The sequence below is a fragment of the Jeotgalibacillus proteolyticus genome (assembly GCF_050107735.1).
GTDB lineage: Bacteria > Bacillota > Bacilli > Bacillales > Jeotgalibacillaceae > Jeotgalibacillus > Jeotgalibacillus proteolyticus_A.
This window is the reverse complement of record NZ_JBNILO010000008.1, coordinates 98,277-116,631: the sequence shown is the minus strand read 5'-3', so window position 1 is coordinate 116,631 and position 18,355 is coordinate 98,277. Positions and strand designations below refer to the sequence as shown.

The 18,355-nt window shown below is 40.6% G+C and carries 18 protein-coding genes; 14 read left to right on the top strand and 4 right to left on the bottom strand.

The features are described from left to right. Positions 1–4: 4 nt before the first annotated feature. The 3 genes from ACQCT8_RS13245 to ACQCT8_RS13235 form a co-directional block, all read right to left on the bottom strand. Positions 5–1,093, bottom strand: a complete 1,089-nt coding sequence (locus tag ACQCT8_RS13245; RefSeq protein WP_426871861.1) for a D-alanyl-D-alanine carboxypeptidase family protein — start codon at positions 1,091–1,093, stop codon at positions 5–7. A gap of 282 nt (positions 1,094–1,375) precedes the next feature. Further along, entirely contained in the window at positions 1,376–1,984 is a 609-nt protein-coding gene (gene scpB / locus ACQCT8_RS13240) for an SMC-Scp complex subunit ScpB (protein WP_426871859.1), read from the bottom strand. After that, positions 1,971–2,735: a segregation/condensation protein A gene (locus ACQCT8_RS13235; RefSeq protein ID WP_426871857.1), complete on the bottom strand. Its 765-nt coding sequence runs from the start codon at positions 2,733–2,735 to the stop codon at positions 1,971–1,973. The genes scpB and ACQCT8_RS13235 overlap by 14 nt, the downstream gene beginning before the upstream one ends. Positions 2,736–2,906: 171 nt before the next feature. Here ACQCT8_RS13235 and ACQCT8_RS13230 point away from each other — a divergent pair, with 171 nt between their 5' ends. From ACQCT8_RS13230 to ACQCT8_RS13195, 8 genes are all read left to right on the top strand, one after another. Next, positions 2,907–3,635: a pseudouridine synthase gene (locus ACQCT8_RS13230; RefSeq protein ID WP_426871855.1), complete on the top strand. Its 729-nt coding sequence runs from the start codon at positions 2,907–2,909 to the stop codon at positions 3,633–3,635. 163 nt (positions 3,636–3,798) lie between these two features. Next, positions 3,799–4,362, top strand: coding sequence for a thiol-disulfide oxidoreductase ResA (resA, locus tag ACQCT8_RS13225; protein WP_426871853.1), 564 nt, complete (start codon positions 3,799–3,801; stop codon positions 4,360–4,362). 17 nt (positions 4,363–4,379) lie between these two features. Next, positions 4,380–6,056, top strand: coding sequence for a cytochrome c biogenesis protein ResB (gene resB, locus ACQCT8_RS13220; protein WP_426871851.1), 1,677 nt, complete (start codon positions 4,380–4,382; stop codon positions 6,054–6,056). Further along, positions 6,040–7,227 (top strand): c-type cytochrome biogenesis protein CcsB, encoded by a 1,188-nt coding sequence (ccsB, locus tag ACQCT8_RS13215; RefSeq protein ID WP_426871849.1) that lies wholly within the window; start codon positions 6,040–6,042, stop codon positions 7,225–7,227. The genes resB and ccsB overlap by 17 nt, the downstream gene beginning before the upstream one ends. Positions 7,228–7,494: 267 nt before the next feature. Then, positions 7,495–8,211, top strand: a complete 717-nt coding sequence (locus ACQCT8_RS13210; RefSeq protein ID WP_278239377.1) for a response regulator transcription factor — start codon at positions 7,495–7,497, stop codon at positions 8,209–8,211. Continuing rightward, positions 8,208–9,986 carry an ATP-binding protein gene (locus ACQCT8_RS13205; protein WP_426871846.1) on the top strand — a complete coding sequence of 593 codons (1,779 nt, stop codon included), beginning with the start codon at positions 8,208–8,210 and terminating at the stop codon, positions 9,984–9,986. The genes ACQCT8_RS13210 and ACQCT8_RS13205 overlap by 4 nt, the downstream gene beginning before the upstream one ends. Positions 9,987–10,266: 280 nt before the next feature. Next, positions 10,267–10,830, top strand: a complete 564-nt coding sequence (sigX, locus tag ACQCT8_RS13200; RefSeq protein WP_426871844.1) for an RNA polymerase sigma factor SigX — start codon at positions 10,267–10,269, stop codon at positions 10,828–10,830. Next, positions 10,808–12,136, top strand: a complete 1,329-nt coding sequence (locus ACQCT8_RS13195; protein ID WP_426871842.1) for a hypothetical protein — start codon at positions 10,808–10,810, stop codon at positions 12,134–12,136. Before sigX ends, ACQCT8_RS13195 begins: the two co-directional genes overlap by 23 nt. A gap of 57 nt (positions 12,137–12,193) precedes the next feature. Here ACQCT8_RS13195 and ACQCT8_RS13190 read toward each other — a convergent pair whose 3' ends face one another. Next, positions 12,194–12,442: a ferredoxin gene (locus tag ACQCT8_RS13190; protein ID WP_041058062.1), complete on the bottom strand. Its 249-nt coding sequence runs from the start codon at positions 12,440–12,442 to the stop codon at positions 12,194–12,196. Positions 12,443–12,662: 220 nt separating this feature from the next. On the opposite strand from ACQCT8_RS13190, the gene ACQCT8_RS13185 reads away from it, so the two are divergent. The 6 genes from ACQCT8_RS13185 to ACQCT8_RS13160 all read left to right on the top strand — a co-directional run bounded on the left by ACQCT8_RS13185 (position 12,663) and on the right by ACQCT8_RS13160 (position 18,291). Further along, positions 12,663–13,784 carry a helix-turn-helix domain-containing protein gene (locus tag ACQCT8_RS13185; RefSeq protein ID WP_426871840.1) on the top strand — a complete coding sequence of 374 codons (1,122 nt, stop codon included), beginning with the start codon at positions 12,663–12,665 and terminating at the stop codon, positions 13,782–13,784. After that, complete coding sequence (locus ACQCT8_RS13180; protein ID WP_426871838.1) at positions 13,721–15,193, top strand: RecQ family ATP-dependent DNA helicase; 1,473 nt, start codon at positions 13,721–13,723, stop codon at positions 15,191–15,193. The genes ACQCT8_RS13185 and ACQCT8_RS13180 overlap by 64 nt, the downstream gene beginning before the upstream one ends. Beyond that, positions 15,168–15,785, top strand: coding sequence for a CPBP family intramembrane glutamic endopeptidase (locus ACQCT8_RS13175; RefSeq protein ID WP_426871836.1), 618 nt, complete (start codon positions 15,168–15,170; stop codon positions 15,783–15,785). Before ACQCT8_RS13180 ends, ACQCT8_RS13175 begins: the two co-directional genes overlap by 26 nt. Continuing rightward, the gene (locus tag ACQCT8_RS13170; RefSeq protein WP_426871834.1) at positions 15,763–16,506 is read left to right on the top strand and encodes a LysM peptidoglycan-binding domain-containing protein; all 744 of its coding nucleotides are present in this window, start codon (positions 15,763–15,765) and stop codon (positions 16,504–16,506) included. Before ACQCT8_RS13175 ends, ACQCT8_RS13170 begins: the two co-directional genes overlap by 23 nt. 85 nt (positions 16,507–16,591) lie before the next feature. After that, positions 16,592–17,224 (top strand): CBS domain-containing protein, encoded by a 633-nt coding sequence (locus ACQCT8_RS13165; protein WP_426871832.1) that lies wholly within the window; start codon positions 16,592–16,594, stop codon positions 17,222–17,224. A gap of 287 nt (positions 17,225–17,511) precedes the next feature. Continuing rightward, on the top strand, positions 17,512–18,291 hold the full coding sequence (locus tag ACQCT8_RS13160; protein ID WP_426871830.1) for a metallophosphoesterase: 780 nt from the start codon (positions 17,512–17,514) through the stop codon (positions 18,289–18,291). The last annotated feature ends 64 nt before the right edge of the window (positions 18,292–18,355 follow it).

The following is an 18,355-nucleotide window of genomic DNA, read 5'->3' as shown; positions in this document are numbered from 1 at the left end:
GCTGTCACTGCCAAAAGATCACCTTCTCGAGAAATTTCTCCCAATTTGAAAAAAAGGAGGTGCGTGTTTCCCTTATAAGCTCCTGTTCATGAATGACCTCTTCATCCAGTTTTACGGTTACAACTGGGGGAGAAGTTCTGCTGTAAGGAATTTTCCCTTCAATGGTTACGAGCGGCTTTTCTTTGTCTGACAAAGGATATTCAAAGGGTTCCACAAGCGAGTAAAATTCATTTTTATTTTGACCGGGAAAAGGGGGTAGTGTGTCCGGGTGAAGAATGGCTGTTTTCTTATAATTCGCAAATCCGTATTCAAACAGATTCATGTGATCGTTCCAATCATTTGATGCCCGGATCGTGACAACAATCAGCGTCATGCCATCTCTTTTTGCTGTGGTTACGAGCGTACGTCCAGCCTGTTTAGTAAAACCTGTTTTCCCTCCTGTGGCGTGGGGATACATTCCTGTAATAAGCCGGTGTTTATTATTCCAGACAGGGGAAGGATCAAGGGATTCTGCTTTATGACTTTTAGTGCCGAAGATTTCCGCAAATAAGTCGTCTTTCATTGCCTCCTTTGTTAGCAAAGCCATATCGTAGGATGAGGAATAGTGCTCGTTGTCCAGGTCTAGTCCATGAGGGTTAGTAAAATGAGAGTTCTTCATCCCGATTTTTTTTGCTTCTTCATTCATCAGCTTTGAAAAGTCTTCAATACTTCCACTGATATGTTCTGCAATTGCCACGGCTGAGTCATTTCCTGAGCGAAGAAGCAGTCCATAGACCAGGTCAGAAAGAGAGACTTTTTGCCCTGCCTTAAGATAGAGGCTTGACCCTTCCGTAACAGAAGCTTCGGGACTGATCTTTACTAATGAAGCAGGGTCGCCATGCTTTAAAGCCAAGTGTGCAGTCATGATTTTAGTTATGCTCGCGATCTTTTGCTCCCTGTGTGCATTTTTTTCAAACAGAACCCGTCCGCTTTCTGCTTCTATCAGGATGGCCTGATCAGCTGAAGCAGAAGGAGCAGGGGAAGCGTGTGCATTGAATGAGATGGACGGAAAACAAAAAACGAATATCAGGAGTAATTTGCCAATTTGCTTCACTATTTTCACCATCCAACATTAATGTATAGAATAGCGTATGTGCAAACTTGTCCTTCATGACAAAAAAGAGGCTGTGCCATGATCAGGATAAAGATCAGCAAATAGTATATGCAGCCAGAATTTTATAGACATTAGTGCGCTCTAATAGAACACATTTTTACGTTATGTTGGAAACATGTTCGATAAAATGAAAATAAAAAAGAATGTTTTTAGAACGATGAACAAACATTCAATCATTCTTAAAAACATTCTTCTATTAAGCATTTTACAGTATGAGTATACTTATTCTTTATTCTCTATTGGCTCTTCTCCTAAGCTGTTTTGCAAAGATCTGAAAAATAAATCGGTTTCTTCTTCACCATCTGCACCATCTAAATCCTCTGTCAGCGGGGGGAGCTGCGATAAGTCGTTTAAGCCAAAATAATCTAAAAATTCGTGTGTAGTGCCATACAGAATAGCTCGTCCTGCACCCTCAGCACGGCCGGCATCTTTAATCAGTCCTTTTGAAACGAGTGTCTGCAAAGGTCTGTCCGTTTTTACGCCCCTGATTTCTTCAATGCTGATTCTCGTAATAGGCTGTCTGTAGGCTACGATGGCCAATGTTTCAAGAGCTGCTTGTGACAGGGTGGAAGTTGCCGGACTTTCAACAAGTTTTTTTATGTAAGGTGTCATCTCTCTTTTGGTAGCCAGCTGATAGGTGCCCGCTAATTCTACAAGATGAATGCCTCGGTTTTTTTGATCAGAATAGGACTCTTTTAATGTATTGATCTCGATTTCCGCTTCCTGCATGGAAATATCCAGTACAGCGGACAATTGGGAGATGCTTAACCCTTCATCGCCGGCAGCAAAAAGAAGACTTTCAATGACGGCGTCAAATTTATGGTTGTGCAACTAAGTTCACTCCTTCAAATGCTTCCACTAAAATAGCAGAAAAATTACCTTCCTGTTTAATCGTAATTTCATTTCGTTTCATAAGCTCCAGCACCGCTAAAAAAGAAACAACCATATGCGGTTTCTCTGTGACGGGGAACATTTCATGAAACAATGAAGGTGTTCTGCGGCTTCTTAAATCTGATAAAATTTCTTCCATTCTTTTTTCAATCGATATCTCCTGTCTGGAGATTCTGGCTGACATGGGTTTTTTTAATTTCTTTCTTCTTAATAATTTATTAAAGGCACCCAGCAGATCATGAAGGTCAATCTGCATATCCTCAAGTGTATCTTGTTTTTGTGTTTCAAATTGAGAAAGATCAACCGGAGCTTTCGTGTAGAAGCTTCCTCGTTCCTGTTCTTTTTCCTTTAATTCTGCGGCTGCTTGCTTATATTTTCTGTACTCAATTAATCTTTCCACTAGTTCATCACGAGGATCCTCTTCGTCAAAGGCCTCTTCATCCTGTTCCCATGATTCTTCGTGCTTGGGAAGAAGCATACGGCTTTTAATAGCCAGCAGTGTGGAAGCCATGACAAGATATTCACTCGCAAGATTTAATTCAAGCACCTTCATTGCACGGATATAGAGCATGTATTGTTCAGAAATATCCGCCATCGGGATATCATAAATATCAATTTCAAGTCCCTGAATAAGATGAAGCAATAAGTCCAGTGGACCTTCAAACGCATCTACTTTTACGCTGTATTCCATTTTAACCACCATTTCCTTTAATCATCTTCACTTTAGTATAAAACATCCCAGCGGAGGTTCCAATAGGAGAAAACCTTCAATTAGCCTATATAAATTGACAGAGAGTTTGCTTTTAAGACGTTATGTGCCATAATGCACTAAGGACGACAACAAGTAAAATGAGGTGCACGAATGGAACGTTTACAAAAAGTAATTGCTCACGCGGGAATCGCGTCACGAAGAAAAGCAGAAGACATGATTTCATCTGGAAAAGTTAAAGTCAACGGCAAAGTCATTACTGAACTTGGCACAAGAGTTACTCCTTCGGATGTAATTGAAGTTGAAGGTATAAAAATTGAACGTGAAAATAAAGTTTATTTTCTCTTATATAAACCAACAGGGGTCATTTCAGCTGTAAGTGATGATAAGAATCGAAAAGTAGTTACAGATTTTCTTCCATATGTAGATGAGCGTATTTATCCAGTGGGAAGACTGGACTATGACACATCAGGTCTTTTGCTTCTTACAAACGATGGGGAGTTTGCTAATCTGCTGACTCACCCGAAGTACGAAGTGCATAAAACGTATATTGCACGAGTAAAAGGTCTTGTGTCAAGGGAATCCCTCAGAAAGCTTGAGAAGGGTATAAAGCTTGAGGATGGGATGACAGCACCTGCAAAAGCCAAAGTGGTTTCAGCAGACAAAGCAAAAAACAAAACCATTGTGGAACTAACCATCCATGAAGGGAGAAATCGACAGGTAAGAAGAATGTTTGATGCAATCGGCCACCCTGTGCAAAAGCTGAAGCGGGAGCGATATGCTTTTCTTCATTTAGGCGGACTAAGCACGGGGGATTCTAGAGAATTGACTCCGCACGAAGTTAAGCAGCTGCGTGCTCTGGCAGAAAGCGGCACAAAATAATGAACGGCTGAATCTGCAATCCTTCATCGGGATTGTGGTTTTATCTTGTATTTAGGGTCAATACTGACTATATAAGACTAGTTTTCACAGTTCATTCAAATACTGAACCCTTAAGCTCCTTAAACAAGTGCTATAATGGCTAGGAATCTATCCGAGCTTTGAAATGAACTATGCTGTATCAGGAGGTCTAACATTGAATAAACGCAAAAAGAAACGCCTGCTTATACGGGTGTCCATTTTGTCAGTATTAATTGCAGCAGTTGTTTATACACTGTACTCAACTTTAACAGATGACGAAAAAATGCTGGTAAAGGCAGGAGACGCCGCACCGGACTTTGAACTGACAGATATTAACGGGGAAACTCATCGTCTATCCGATTATAAAGGTCAGGGAGTTTTTCTGAATTTTTGGGGCACTTGGTGTAAACCGTGTGAAAAAGAGATGCCATATATGGAGAATCAGTATCAAAAGTATGAAGATGAAGGGGTTCAGATTCTTGCCGTTAATGTGGGGGAATCAGAATTTCAGGTTGCTAATTTTGTGAATGAGTATAACTTATCATTTCCTGTAGTCCGCGATGCCCAAAAAGATGTTATGGATGCCTATTCAATCGGACCGCTGCCTACAACCCTGCTGGTGAATCCGGATGGTGAGGTAGTGAAGGTGGTTACAGGTGAAATGACAGAGGAAACGATAGCTGAATACATGGAAATGATTAAGCCATAAGGTAAGGGGTCTTACGCATGAATGAAATAACCTGCAAGTGCGGTCATGTGAATCCGGAAGGAACAGAGCTATGCTTATCATGTGGGCGCGCTTTAACAAAAAATGCAGAAAACAAAAAAACAGCAGATGTAATGCGGTATGAAGGCATGGCAAGAAGGTCTCAAACATACAACCTTTCTGTTATAGATAAAATTTGGAATTTTTTCTCATCCGTTAAAGTAGGTGTATGGCTTATTGTCATTACGTTAATTGCCTCTTCACTCGGAACCATTTTCCCGCAGGCACTGTTTATTCCAGATGGAACAGAAAATGTTTACTACGAAGAACGATACGGATTAGCCGGAAAAATCTATTACGTGCTCGGTTTTCACGACTTATACAGTTCATGGTGGTATCTTCTGTTAATAGGAGCAATTGGGACATCTATTATTATTGCTAGTCTTGACCGCGTTATACCTCTTTATAAAGCACTGAAACATCAGCGGATTAACCGCCATGAATCATTTATGAAAAGACAAAGGGTTTTTTCAGACTACTCAACAGAATCGCCTGAAAAATCGATTGCTCAAATAAAAGAACGCCTTCAAAAAAAGCGCTATCGCATTCGTGAAGAAGAAGGCCACCTGCTTGCTGAAAAAGGAAGATTCGCAAGATGGGGTCCGTATATAAATCACATTGGTCTTATTATCTTTTTAATCGGTGGAATGCTGCGTTTTGTTCCCGGAATGTATGTGGATGAAAATATGTGGATCCGCGAAGGTGAAACAGTGGCAATTCCCGGTACAGGGCAGGAATACTTTTTAAAAAGCGACGGATTTACAGTTGAGACATACCAGCAGGGGGAAGATTCTGAGGTATTTAACAATACGATCGAGCGTGAAGGTGCCATTGCAAAAAACTATCAGACTGACGCCCATCTTTATAAAAGAGAAGAAGGCAGTATTGCCGGACAGCAGGGAGAACTGGTTGAAGTTCAGCAGGGAGCCATTCAGGTTAACCAGCCATTTAAGTTTGATCAATTTGCTCTTTATCAGGTTGACTTCCGGCAGGATGAATACTTATCTATGAGTTTTAATATGACAGAGAAAGCTTCAGAGGAATCAGTCGGGTCCTTTACGATACGATTCGATAACCCGGAAAAAGTATATGAATTGGATAATGGCTACAGCGTCGAACTTACTGAGTATTACCCTGACTTTTCGGGGTTTGAAGATGGTGAACCTCAGTCCGTTTCACCGATCCCCAATAACCCCGCTTTTCTGGTCAAATTATATTCACCTGAAAACCCGGATGGAGAAGTAGCGTTTATCGGCATCCAGCGGAACTTGGAACCTCTTGGTGAAAATGACTATGCTTTGGAATTTGCGGGGGTTGAAACAAGAGATGTATCCGGGTTAACCGTTCGGAAAGATTTAACACTTTGGATCTTAGGTCTTGGAGGAGCAGTCTTTATGATCGGAGTTGTCCAGGGCGCTTATTGGAACCATAGAAGATTGTGGCTGAAAAAGACGGCTGATGGAAGACTTTTAGCTGCAGGCCATACGAACAAAAACTGGTTTGGGTTCCGGAAAGATCTCGAATTTGCATTTGAAGCTACCGGTTTAGAAAAGCCGAAAGACCACCAGGAAGAAAACCTGAATAAAAAAGAATCCGCTGACGCAAAGGAGGAAAATAACCGTGACTCAACTAGTTAGTATTAGCAGTACCTTGCTTTACGCAGCGTTCGTGCTGTATTTAATCGCTACTGTTTTTTTCGCTGGTTCGATTAAATCAAAAAAGCATACAAACCAGACGGGGAAAAATAAATGGGCATCCATTGCCATTATTATTACCATTACGGGATTCATTTCACAGCTCGGCTATTTTATTACAAGATGGATTGCAGCCGGACATGCCCCTGTAAGTAATTTATTTGAATTTATCACATTTTTCGGCATGATGCTTGTTGCAGCTTTCATCATCATTTATTTCATTTACCGCACCCATGTTTTAGGGGTTTTTGCTCTGCCAATTGCGCTTCTCGTTATAGCGTATTCGAGCATGTTTCCACGGGATGTGTCTCCGCTGATCCCCGCACTGCAGAGTGACTGGCTGGCTATACATGTTTCTACAGTCGCTGCGGGTGAAGCGATTCTTGCTGTGAGTTTTGTGGCCGGGTTAATTTATCTTTTAAAAGATGTGGATTTAACCAGAAGAGGAAAACAAAGATTTTGGCTGGAGGCCGTTCTATTCAGCTTAGTGATAGTGGTTGGGTTTATTGTGTCAACGACTGCAGGATCTCTTGCAGGTTATGAAACAGAATTCTCTTATATAAATCCAGAAGAGCAAACGGAAACAGCTCAGTTTGCTCTCCCTGCTCTTGTAGTTCCGCATCAGGCGGAGCTGCTGACAGAAGGGCAGTTTGCCACTTCGCTCGAAATGCCGGCTATTGTCAATGCAAGCAGACTGAATACAGTGTTATGGTCCATTCTTACAGGTACAGCTCTTTACGTAATACTGCGGTTAGTAACAAGAAAAAGTATTTCAGCGTTGCTTCAGCCGCTTGTTAAACGTGTAAACTTAAATCTGATGGACGAAATAGGCTACCGTTCAATTCTTATTGGATTTCCTGTATTTACGTTAGGCGGTCTTGTGTTCGCTATGATTTGGGCGCAAATTGCCTGGACACGATTCTGGGGCTGGGACCCCAAAGAGGTATGGGCATTAATTACCTGGCTTTTTTACGCCGCATTCCTTCATTTAAGATTATCAAAGGGCTGGGAAGGAAACCGTTCTGCTTGGCTTGCTGTTATAGGATTTGCTATTATTATGTTTAATCTGGTCGCAGTTAATTTAATCATTGCCGGTTTGCATTCCTACGCGTAAAACATATAAGGCTGTTGCAAAACTAAAAAAGATTGAAGAATAAAGATGTATTTTTGAATAGAAAGAGGAGAGCGGAACGGAAGGTGGCGACTCCAGCAGGATTTGACGGCAAGCTGAGACTTACAGGGCATAGCTCTGGAAAGGCTCAGCGCCGTCCCTGCGGAAAGCGTCCGCCTGAAGCGCAGCGAACCGGTTAAAGAGCTTGAGACACATTTGTCCCAAGCTCTCTATTTAAATGACCGGACAACGTCATAAGGAGGCAACAAAATGAGTGAAATGGGCCATATTCTAGTTGTGGATGATGAGGAAAGAATCAGACGCCTTTTAAAAATGTATCTTGAGCGCGAGGGCTATTCAATCGTTGAAGCAGAAGACGGGGACCAGGCACTTTCTCTTGCCCTTGAAGAAAACTTTGATTGCATTTTACTTGATTTAATGATGCCCGGTAAAGATGGCATCCAGGTATGCAGCGAATTAAGAGAAGTGAAAGCGACACCAGTGATTATGCTGACAGCCAAGGGAGAAGAGGGAAACCGGGTGCAGGGGTTTGAGGTTGGAACAGACGACTATATTGTTAAACCATTCAGCCCAAGGGAAGTAGTGCTCAGAGTGAAAGCTTTGCTTCGCAGATCTTCTACTACAAACTATCTTCAAACAGATACAAAAGCGAAAGATATGATTGCCTACCCGCATCTCGTCATCGATAATGATGCACATCGCGTCACAGCTGACGGACATGAAGTAACCCTTACGCCAAAAGAGTATGAGTTATTGTTGTTTCTTGCGAAAAGTCCCGACAAAGTATATGACAGAGAGCAATTGTTGAAAGAAGTATGGCACTATGAATTTTTTGGCGATTTGAGAACGGTGGATACCCATGTTAAGCGTTTGCGTGAAAAATTAAACAGGGTGTCTGAACAAGCCGGAAAAATGATTGTTACTGTGTGGGGAGTAGGATATAAATTCGAGGTACTTGATGAATGAGAATATGGAGAAGTGTGGTTGGCAAGCTATGGATGACAATTCTATTGCTTGTCTGCTTTGTCCTGTTCATTTTAACTATACTGCTGCTTGAATTCTTTCAAAATTACCATGTGGAAGAAGTTGAGCAGTCATTGCAGTTTGAAGCTCAGAAAATATCCAGGATTTTAGAAGACCACAGTGATATGGATCTCAGCCTTCAAATTATCTCTGAGATTGTAGATGAGCCTGTTTATGCGCTGGTCACAATCGATAATGTTGGTACATTTGCTTCAGGTGGGAATACGGAATATCAGCAGGACGTTAGAGAGCTTATTGAAGAAAACAGGGTGTTTGCTGCTGTAACCGAGCAGCAGAAGTCTGTTCAGCAGGAGCTTTCAGTGGAGTCAGATACATCTACAAACCGGTATGATAACGTTATTATTACAGGTGTACCATTTACATTTACAGATGGAAGCACCGGGGCTGTTTACGTTTACCAATCGTTAGAAGCCATTCAGCAGACTACTGAGCAAACGACAAGAATCATTGTTCTTGCTGCAGGTATTGCTATAATTCTTACAACTATTTTCGCCTTTTTTCTTTCCACCAGAATTACCGCTCCCCTGAGAAGAATGCGGGAAGGAGCATTTGAAGTAGCAAGAGGTAAATTTGATACAAAGGTTCCCATTCTTACTCAGGATGAAATCGGAGAGCTTGCCACTGCTTTTAATCAAATGGGCAGACAGCTTAAGCATCATCTGGATGCATTGAGTCAGGAAAAAGAGCAGCTCTCGAGTATATTGAGTTCAATGGCAGATGGAGTCATTACGTTTAACAGGGATGGTACTATTTTAATTTCTAACCCGCCAGCTGACCGCTTTCTTCAATATTGGTATCAAGAGCAGGAATCAGGCAGAAATGAAGCTCTTCCTCCACAGCTCCAGGACCTTCTTGAGCGGGTAATGGAGACGGATGAAGAACAGGTGGGCGAAGTGTCTATTTTAGGAAGAACATTTGTGACGATTCTCAGCCCTCTCTACAGCGGAAATGCCGTTCGCGGCGCGGTAGCGGTTATACGGGATATGACAGAAGAAAGAGGGCTTGAGAAGCTGCGTAAAGATTTTATTGCAAATGTATCTCATGAGCTCCGGACCCCTATTTCAATGCTCCAGGGATACAGCGAAGCCATCGTGGACGATATTCCTCAGTCAGATGAAGAGAGGAAGGAAATCGCTCGAATTATTTACGATGAATCTCTGAGAATGGGACGTCTCGTAAATGAACTTCTTGATCTTGCCAGAATTGAAGCAGGTCATATTACCTTGCGTTATGAGACACTACCCGTGCTCCCTTTTATGGAGAGAATTATTAATAAATTTAATGTGGTATCAAAAGAAAAAGATATCAGGCTTACGATCAGCTCTGAACTTTCCAGCGAAGAGGAATGGAATTTTGACCCGGATCGAATGGAGCAGGTACTAACGAATCTTTTAGACAATGCACTTCGTCACACACATGATGGTGGACTGATTCAGCTTGCTTTATCCACTGATGCGCGGAGTTTAACCATTGAAGTAAGCGACTCTGGTATCGGAATTCCGGAAGAAGATCTGCCTTATATCTTTGAACGATTTTACAAAGCCGATAAGGCAAGGACGCGTGGACGTGCGGGTACAGGTCTTGGTCTTGCCATTGTAAAAAATCTGATTGAAGCACATAATGGTTCAATCGAAGTAGAAAGCAATGTAAATCAGGGTACAACGTTCAGATTTCGTTTACCTTACAAACAGCTGTAAAAAAAGAAAAAATTAGATTCAATAGCAAGATAGTAAGGAGAAAAATCCTTTGCGGCCTGGAAACAGCAAGCAAAGGATTTTTTCTTTCAGATCAACCCATCTTTCTTAAAAGCTCCCCAAGCAATATAAGATAGGTATTTTGGCAGGCTTTCCAACCTTTTAATGCAATCACCTAGCTTTCATTCACCGACTGGCAGTCTGTCCCCATTCATCTGTTTAATCGTTTGCACTTATAGTACACTAGATGTGAAACTTTTTTATTGTTCATACGACTAATGAATTGAACGGGGAGGAGACTGATATGGACTCCGTTTTTAAACGATTATATACGGATTATCATCAGGATGTTTTTCAATTCTTAATCTATCTTGTGAAAAATAGAGATATAGCAGAAGATCTTATGCAGGAGGTCTTTATACGTGTAATGAAATCCTATGAAGGGTTTCAGGGGAAGAGTTCTGAAAAAACCTGGCTGTTTTCCATTGCAAAAAACGTAGCCATAGATCATTTCAGAAAGCAGTCGACCATAAGAAAAAGGATCATGAGCAGTTTTGACGCGTCTAAAAAAGAGCAAGCTGCTGATTCCCTCTTACCATCTGAGATAGCTGAATTAAATGAAAGTATGAGAGAGTTGTATGCGTGTCTGGATCAATGCACGACCGATCAGAGGATGGTGGTCATTATGCGGTATATTCAAGAGTTGAGTATAGCTGAAACGGCACAGATTTTAGGATGGACAGAAGGAAAAGTGAAGACTACACAACATCGTGCGATAAAAAGCTTGAGAGATAAAATGTCTAAAAGAGAGGGGGAAGAAGGCAGTGAGCGGTTCAAAGTGGAATGAGAAGGAAATTGAAAAGATGCTGAATAAAATGCCTGTTATTAAAAGCAGTCAATCTGCCCAAGCAATGTACGAAAATATCAAAATAAACGAACGCAAGAAGGATAAAAAAAGAACACCCCTGATTCCCGTTGCAGCCAGTTTAGCTGCTGTACTGCTTCTCCTTCTTTTAATTCCTCCGTTTTTTGACAGCAGTGACCAGTATAACCTTTCTTCTGGCAATGAAGGGTCTGATTCTGCCGCTGATCGTTACGATGAGGAACAGGCAGAAAATTTTTCAGCGAACTCGATTGAAGAAGATCAAGAGGAACTTAATCTAGATGAAAGGGCAGCACAAGAACCTGAAGACCATACTAGCACTCAGGACCGGGAAGAAGACTTTTCAGAAGAAGATTCCAGCGGCAGCGGTGATTTTAAAGCTGATTCTTATACAGAGCCCAAAAGTGAGGAAGAGCAGTCAGAGGAAAATCAAGATGCAGCGGTTCAAACTCCCGCTGAAGAAGATCCTTCTCAAAGAACTTCGTTATTTCCTGCCGAAGCGGCCGGGCACACTTATTTAAAAACAGCTTTGGTAACGGAGGAAGGGTACGTCATCCCTTTCACTTTTCTCCTGCCGGATAAAGTAAATGAAGACAATGCTGTTAACTTGTATAACAGATGGGCAAATGAAATTGATGAAGAAGGAATGGGTTTTATTAATTACCATCCTGTAGCAAATCATTTGACAGAAACAGAGCAAAACGGCATCAATGGTGTAATCGATTCGAACATACAGAATTCTTTTTCTCCCGATTTAACGGAACAAGTGTTGTCGCAGACGTTTGGAAGCGAAAACTACACTGGATTTACTTTTGTTAATGAAGAGGGTGATAAGATCAATTTTGATGAGGAAGTGGAACAGGAAATTCCGTTGAATAATGACAATAAAGGTTATTATTTATTCAAAGATGAGCGTAATTCCCAAATTTATTTCGTTCAATCTGAAAAATCATTTGAGACAATTGAAGACGCTTTTATGGAAATGCAGCAAGACAATCCTAATAAAGATTTTAAGAAAGCTCTACCTGAAGATCTGACAATAGAAACGGCACATGAAAACGACTCGTTAACCGTAACTCCAAGTGAACAAATTAATGAATATTCAGTTGAAGAGAAGAATCGTTTTATAGAAGCAGTCCTCCTGACGGCTGAATCATTTGGGGTTCAAGAGGTACTGTTTGAAAATATAACAGACAGGGACGATCTTGGATTTGATCTTGAAAAACCACTCACAGTTCCAGTTGGCCCCAATAAGTACATGATCAAATAAAAAACTGCATCTAATAAAAAACTGCGAAAACCCATGGTTTTCGCAGTTTTTTACGATCTATTCGAACTTAAGCGCATCTCCATTAAATGGCTCATCGGCAACTTTAATGGAATCAGTAGGACAACCTTCAAAAGCATCCAGCATGTCGTCAAATAAAACGTCCGGGACTTCCACGGTACCCTCATTGTCATCGAGTGTGACAAAAGCGATCCCTTCATCATCATAATCATAAATATCTGGAGCGGCAGCCCCACATGCGCCGCAGGCTATGCATGTATCTTTGTCAACAATTGTATATTTCGCCAATTAAATTCCCTCCTAATTCAGTAAATCCTCTGAAAACAAGAAAAAAGTATCATGTATCATTCTAAACATGTCATTGGAGATTTTCAATAGAAAGATGTTTAATCTTAGATGGAAATCACCTTTATACGTAAATTTTACCCGATTCGACAAAAAGAAAACGGACAATGATCGACAAAAACATGGTAAAATGAAGCAATGACTTCTTGAAAGGAGAGCTTTTATGACGTATCTGGATGCGATCTTACTAGTCGGTTTTCGATTGTTCAATGGGGATCGAAGCCGCTCTGCAATTTTTCATTTGGTATCCGGAAAAAAAACCTCTCAAACGATTCAAGACGCTCATTTATATGGAGCGCAGGATTTTTTTCAACTTTTCCCGGGCATAACCAGAGAAGCGTTTGATGACAGCTGTTCACAGTTGGCGCAGAGAAACTATTTAATACAACTGGATGAACAAAGATGGAATGTTTCAAAAGAAGGGGATAAAGCGCTTATAAACTATTTTAATTTTCATCGTTTTCCTATTTATTTAAAAGGCTGGCTGTATCATGATCGTGCAGCGGTTTTCTGGAAGAGGCTCCTGCTTCTCACGCAGTCCCTGTCTAATTATGCTTACAGGGAAAATCGTTTCTATCCTGTTCAGCGTGATCCGGACGTTCAGCATTGGGTTAAATCGATGTTTTTAAAATGGGGAAACGATCGAATTGATTATACTAAAAGATTGCTTTCAGAACTTACAGACTTATGTTCGGATAAGAAATTCCCAGACCATCCTGATTTTATCATTCAGCAGATGACTGGTTATCAGCTAATTGGAATGACTTCGAACCAGCTGGCTGACTATTTCTCCATTGATGATTGGGAAGTACATATTCGTTTTTTAAACAGTCTTCATTTTATTTTTAGTGAAATCCAGAATCAGAATAAATATCCCATTCTTTACTCGATGCAGGACGATATTACACAAAAGGAATTTGTTCTGACCGTTTCCACGGAAAAAACGATGACGTACATTAACCAGGCGTATTCAGTGGAACAAATTGCGCAAATTCGTAATCTAAAGAACAGCACAATAGAAGATCATATAATTGAAATTGCCTTAATGATTCAATCTTTTTCTATAGACCGTTATGTACAGCGAAGGATGCAGGATGAAATTTGGCAGGCAGCTTCTCAGCTGAACCATAAAAGGATGAAAGAAATTAAAGAAATGGTGCCCGACGCAAGCTTTTTTCAAATCAGGCTGGTTCTTGTATCAAAAGGAAGGATGGACAGCGAATGGAAGAAACCTTATATAAACACTTTGGGTTCAGGTCTTTCAGAGATGGTCAAAAAGAAATAATCGAGAGCATAATGGCAGGAAAGGATACAGTAGCTATGCTGCCGACAGGCTCAGGTAAATCTTTGTGCTATCAATTTCCTTCTTATCTTTCACAATCACAGGTCCTCATCGTTTCCCCTTTACTTTCCCTCATGCAGGATCAGGTTGAGCAGATTAAATACAGAGGGGAAAAAAATGTAATCGCGCTTAATTCATTTTTAGCTTTTAAAGAAAGAAAACGGGCGCTGAAAAATCTCCGTTCTTACAGATTCATTTTTATATCACCAGAGATGTTGAATATTGCCGAAATTACAGAAGCGTTATCTTCCTGCAGCATTAAATTATTTGTAGTGGATGAGGCTCACTGCATTTCTCAATGGGGACCTGATTTCAGACCTGATTACCTCACTCTTGGGAAAATAAAAGAAGAATTAGGCAGTCCGGTTACACTCGCTTTAACCGCAACCGCTACAGTCAAGATCCGGGCTGACATCTGTCAAACCTTAAAAATGGATAACCCTGATGAATGGGTTTATTCAGTCAATCGCCCCAATATTGCGTTGAAGGTTGAGCAGCTTTCAACTTTTAAGGAAAAGGTTCTAAAATTAAAGGACTATATAGAATCTCTTGCTTCACCGGGTATTGTGTATTTTTCAAGTAAAAAATTAGCGGATGAACTTTCCGAAGAGCTGAATCAAACCACCACTAAAAAAATTTCAAGCTACCATGCAGGACTTGAGCAGGATCAGCGAATTCTTATCCAGCAGCAATTTATCACAGATCAGCTGGACTGGATTTTTGCTACAAGTGCCTTTGGAATGGGCGTTAACAAAGAGAATATCCGGACGGTCATCCATTTTCACATGCCCTCGAGCATGGAAGCGTTCGTTCAGGAAATTGGCAGAGCCGGCCGCGACGGTAATAAAAGTTTGTCAATCCTGTTATACTTATCTAAGGATGAACAAATTACGACAAATTTACTGGAACTTGAAAGACCTTCCATACGTCAAATAGGCGAGTTTGAAAAAATGTTTACTACAGCCTCTGATTTCAAGAAGATTGAAGAACAAGTAGGCTTATCAGAAATTCAAAACAGAGTTCTACATTATTACGCTAAAAATGACAGCATGAGAAATAATTGGGTTAATCGTGTTGATCAGCAGATTTCAACTCGGATTTTAGAAAAAAAAAGCAAAATGATTCAAATGACTGAATATGTGACTGCAGATGCCTGCAGGAGACATAAGATTACCCAGTGTTTTGATGAAGAGCAGCCTGCTCCTCAGCTGCTTTGCTGTGATCAATGCGGTTTGCCGCTTGATCCATTTAAAAGAAAATCGGAATCTTTGAATACGTATTTAACCTGGCAGGAGAGGCTGTCAACAATCTTTAAGGAGAGTGAAAATGTCCGGTCAACAAAAAACTCTTGATCGTATTACGCACAAGCAGCTGCTGAACTCAGTTGTAGGAACTCAGCTTTTCTTTTTAACAGCTGCATTTTTACTCGGAACCTTTTTATTTAAAATGGATCACATCTTTACCGGGATAGGAGCCCTTTCACCTTCTATCATTCTGATTGGTCTTGCAGCAGGCCTGATTATTGTTTTCATCGACATCTGGCTGATGAAACTCCTTCCCCGAAGGTATTATGACGATGGGGGAATCAATGAAAAATTGTTTTCAAATGCGAGCATTGCTCAGCTTCTTTGGCTGGCAATGATTGTCGCGCTGTCAGAAGAACTGCTGTTTCGCGGAATTATTCAAACCAACACGAATTGGTTTTTTGCCAGTGTCCTTTTTGCCATTGTTCATTTTCGTTACTTAAATCATTGGTACCTCACCCTCAATATAGTGATTCTCAGTTTCATCATTGGGGGAATATATGAGTGGACTAATAATATATGGTCAACCATCTGTCTTCATTTTATTGTCAATTTACTATTAGGATTGTATATTCAGCAATCCGCAAAACATAAAAAAAGAAAAGAAGGGGAATTACATGAAACGAGATCCTTATCGTGATCAGGCAAATAAAACACGACAGGAAATTAGCGCAGTGGATCAACATAATCAATCGGAAATAGACGGGGGAGCTGAGACATCCAGGCTGTCACTGCATGGAAAAAAAAGAGAAGAAAAAGCTGCACAAAAAAAACCTTTTCCGCTTATTAGGGTGCTTGTTGGCTTGTTCGTACTTCTTCCCGTTACCGTTGCGATAGTATCTTTAATATTGAATAATTCGGAAAGTGGAATGACTAATGCGACAATGGACCGGGATAACACGGTTCAAGTTGAGCGGGCTCAAGGCACTGGGGAAAACCAGAACGCTCAGACTGAGGACCCTTCTCCATCATCTGCATCTGCTGCGGAGGATGAAGAAGAGGAAGAAGCTGATGAAACACCTGCGAGTGCGGAAACACCTGAGGAAAGTATAGAAGGTGAAAACAATGCAGCCCAGGCAGATGAAGCAGATGATGATTCCAGTGAAACGGCAGAAACAGTTCAGGAGACTCAAGAAGAACCTGAAGAAGAACCAGCAGTAGAACAAGAGGAGCCTGCTGCTGAAACGGAAGAGGAAACGACATCTTCTGCTACCCACACAGTTCAGTCAAGCGAAACGTTGTACCGGATTTCCGTTAATTATTTTGGAAACGGGGACTGGGTTGAAAAAATCAAAGAAATAAATGGACTCAGCAGCAACGAAATTTCAGAAGGACAGGTGCTGAAAATTCCTGCTCAATAATCTATTTAGGGAATCTATGATAAAAAGAAGGACTTAATCGTATTTAAAGCGAAGAAAGTACTATAAATTAAAAGAGGTGAAGTCAATGTTTGTTAAAAGTGCAATGGTGCCTGCAACTAAATGCTACACAGTTCAATCAACTGACTCGATTGAAAAAGTAATAACGCTTCTAGAAGAGCACGGGATTGACGGAGTCCCGGTTTTAAACGGATCTCAATACGAGGGCATAGCCACTAGATATCATATTTATAAGGCATTTTTTGAATCCGGAAGAGCCAGGCAGGAATTTAATACTTCTTTTACTGCACTGGATGTAGCAACACATCAGGATACATATTTAAAAGGGGACGAAATCTTTGAGACCACTCTATTTGAATTAAACGACTTTCCTTTATTATCCGTTGTAGACGAAGCAGGTGATTTTAAAGGAATTGTTACACGTTATGATGTTTTTAACCAGTTTCGGAGTGCTTTTGGAATGCACAGAAAAGGGATCAGGATTGCGTTTACTTCTGTTGAAACGGAGGGCAGGATCTCACGTCTGGCAGATATCATCCAGCAGTTCCACGAATCCGTCATTTCTCTGGTCACGTTCGATGAAACGGATAAGCTTGTGAGAAGAATTGTATTAAAAATCGAAAAAAAGGATAATATAGATCGTTTCCTGAAAAAATTAGAGAAATCCGGCTTCAGAATTTTAGATATTAAAGAAGACTAAAAACTTGAACTAGCTTTGTAATCGTTTGTTCCGTTATGTTTACAGCAGAGGAGGGCAGCTTGAGACCTTGCCGGGCAAGTCCCTAAGAAATCTCAGCTTCCGTTCCTGCAGAAAAGTATTCGCTTAAAATCAAAGAAACGGCCCAGGAGCCTGAGACACTATGTCCCAGGCTTCTATTATGTGCAGCTTTATGAAGTTGAAAGGCCGGATTTTCAGAAAAATGCAATTTGCTATCTAAGCCTCCTCATCTTATCGAGCAGCAGGCTTTTTTAGAATGGAGGAATTTTTTGTTGAAGTATATGGCAGCGACCCTTCTGTCCTTCCTGTTACTGGCTGGATGGATGGTAAAAAGAGCATTTGAAAATAATGTTACCTATATAAACATTCCATTAAAAACCTATACGTCCGAAAAAGACTTTTCGATTTTCTTTATTTCTGATATTCATCGCAGAATACTGGATATTAATTGGATAAAAACAATTCCCTCAGCCGACGCAGTCATCATAGGCGGAGATTTAATTGAAAAAGGAGTTCCTTTTTCAAGAGTGGAGAAAAACATTCAACTTTTATCAAAGCTTGGACCAGTTTATTTTGTATACGGCAATAATGATGAGGAAGTTGATTTGAAAAAGCTTAATAAGTTATTAAGGGAAAATGATGTAACGATCCTTGACAATAAAGCAGTAAAGCTGCAAATTGAAAACGATCATATCCTTTGGATTGCGGGAGTTGGTGATATCAGTTATCAAAAAGACGATGTCCAAAAAGCTCTGCAAATGGTTCATTCATCATATCCTGTTGTTTTAGTAAGTCATGAACCAGTCATCATTCATAAGCTGGCAAATATAAACAAAAAAGTTGATTTAATTCTAAGCGGTCATACGCATGGAGGACAAATACGCTTTTTTGGAGCCGGCCCTTACGAACCTGGAACTCTGAAAAAAATAAATACAACCTATCAGCTGATTAGTAACGGGTTTGGAACAACCTTCATCCCTTTGCGGCTGGGCGCCAGGTCTGAAACTCATTATATCTCTCTTTCTAAAAAGAACGGAAGCGTTGTATAAAACCTATACAAAGTTTACACAAAATTAATTGAGAGATATAATTTGGAAGAACGATCATAGCCGC

Coding starts and splice junctions, on each gene's coding strand:
- ACQCT8_RS13235 (WP_426871857.1), bottom strand. CDS start 2,735: ATGGAATACAGCGTAAAAGTAGATGCGTTTGAAGGTCCACTGGACTTA.
- ACQCT8_RS13230 (WP_426871855.1), top strand. CDS start 2,907: ATGGAACGTTTACAAAAAGTAATTGCTCACGCGGGAATCGCGTCACGA.
- resA (WP_426871853.1), top strand. CDS start 3,799: ATGAACTATGCTGTATCAGGAGGTCTAACATTGAATAAACGCAAAAAG.
- resB (WP_426871851.1), top strand. CDS start 4,380: ATGAATGAAATAACCTGCAAGTGCGGTCATGTGAATCCGGAAGGAACA.
- ACQCT8_RS13210 (WP_278239377.1), top strand. CDS start 7,495: ATGAGTGAAATGGGCCATATTCTAGTTGTGGATGATGAGGAAAGAATC.
- ACQCT8_RS13205 (WP_426871846.1), top strand. CDS start 8,208: ATGAGAATATGGAGAAGTGTGGTTGGCAAGCTATGGATGACAATTCTA.
- ACQCT8_RS13185 (WP_426871840.1), top strand. CDS start 12,663: ATGACGTATCTGGATGCGATCTTACTAGTCGGTTTTCGATTGTTCAAT.
- ACQCT8_RS13180 (WP_426871838.1), top strand. CDS start 13,721: ATGGAAGAAACCTTATATAAACACTTTGGGTTCAGGTCTTTCAGAGAT.
- ACQCT8_RS13175 (WP_426871836.1), top strand. CDS start 15,168: ATGTCCGGTCAACAAAAAACTCTTGATCGTATTACGCACAAGCAGCTG.
- ACQCT8_RS13170 (WP_426871834.1), top strand. CDS start 15,763: ATGAAACGAGATCCTTATCGTGATCAGGCAAATAAAACACGACAGGAA.
- ACQCT8_RS13165 (WP_426871832.1), top strand. CDS start 16,592: ATGTTTGTTAAAAGTGCAATGGTGCCTGCAACTAAATGCTACACAGTT.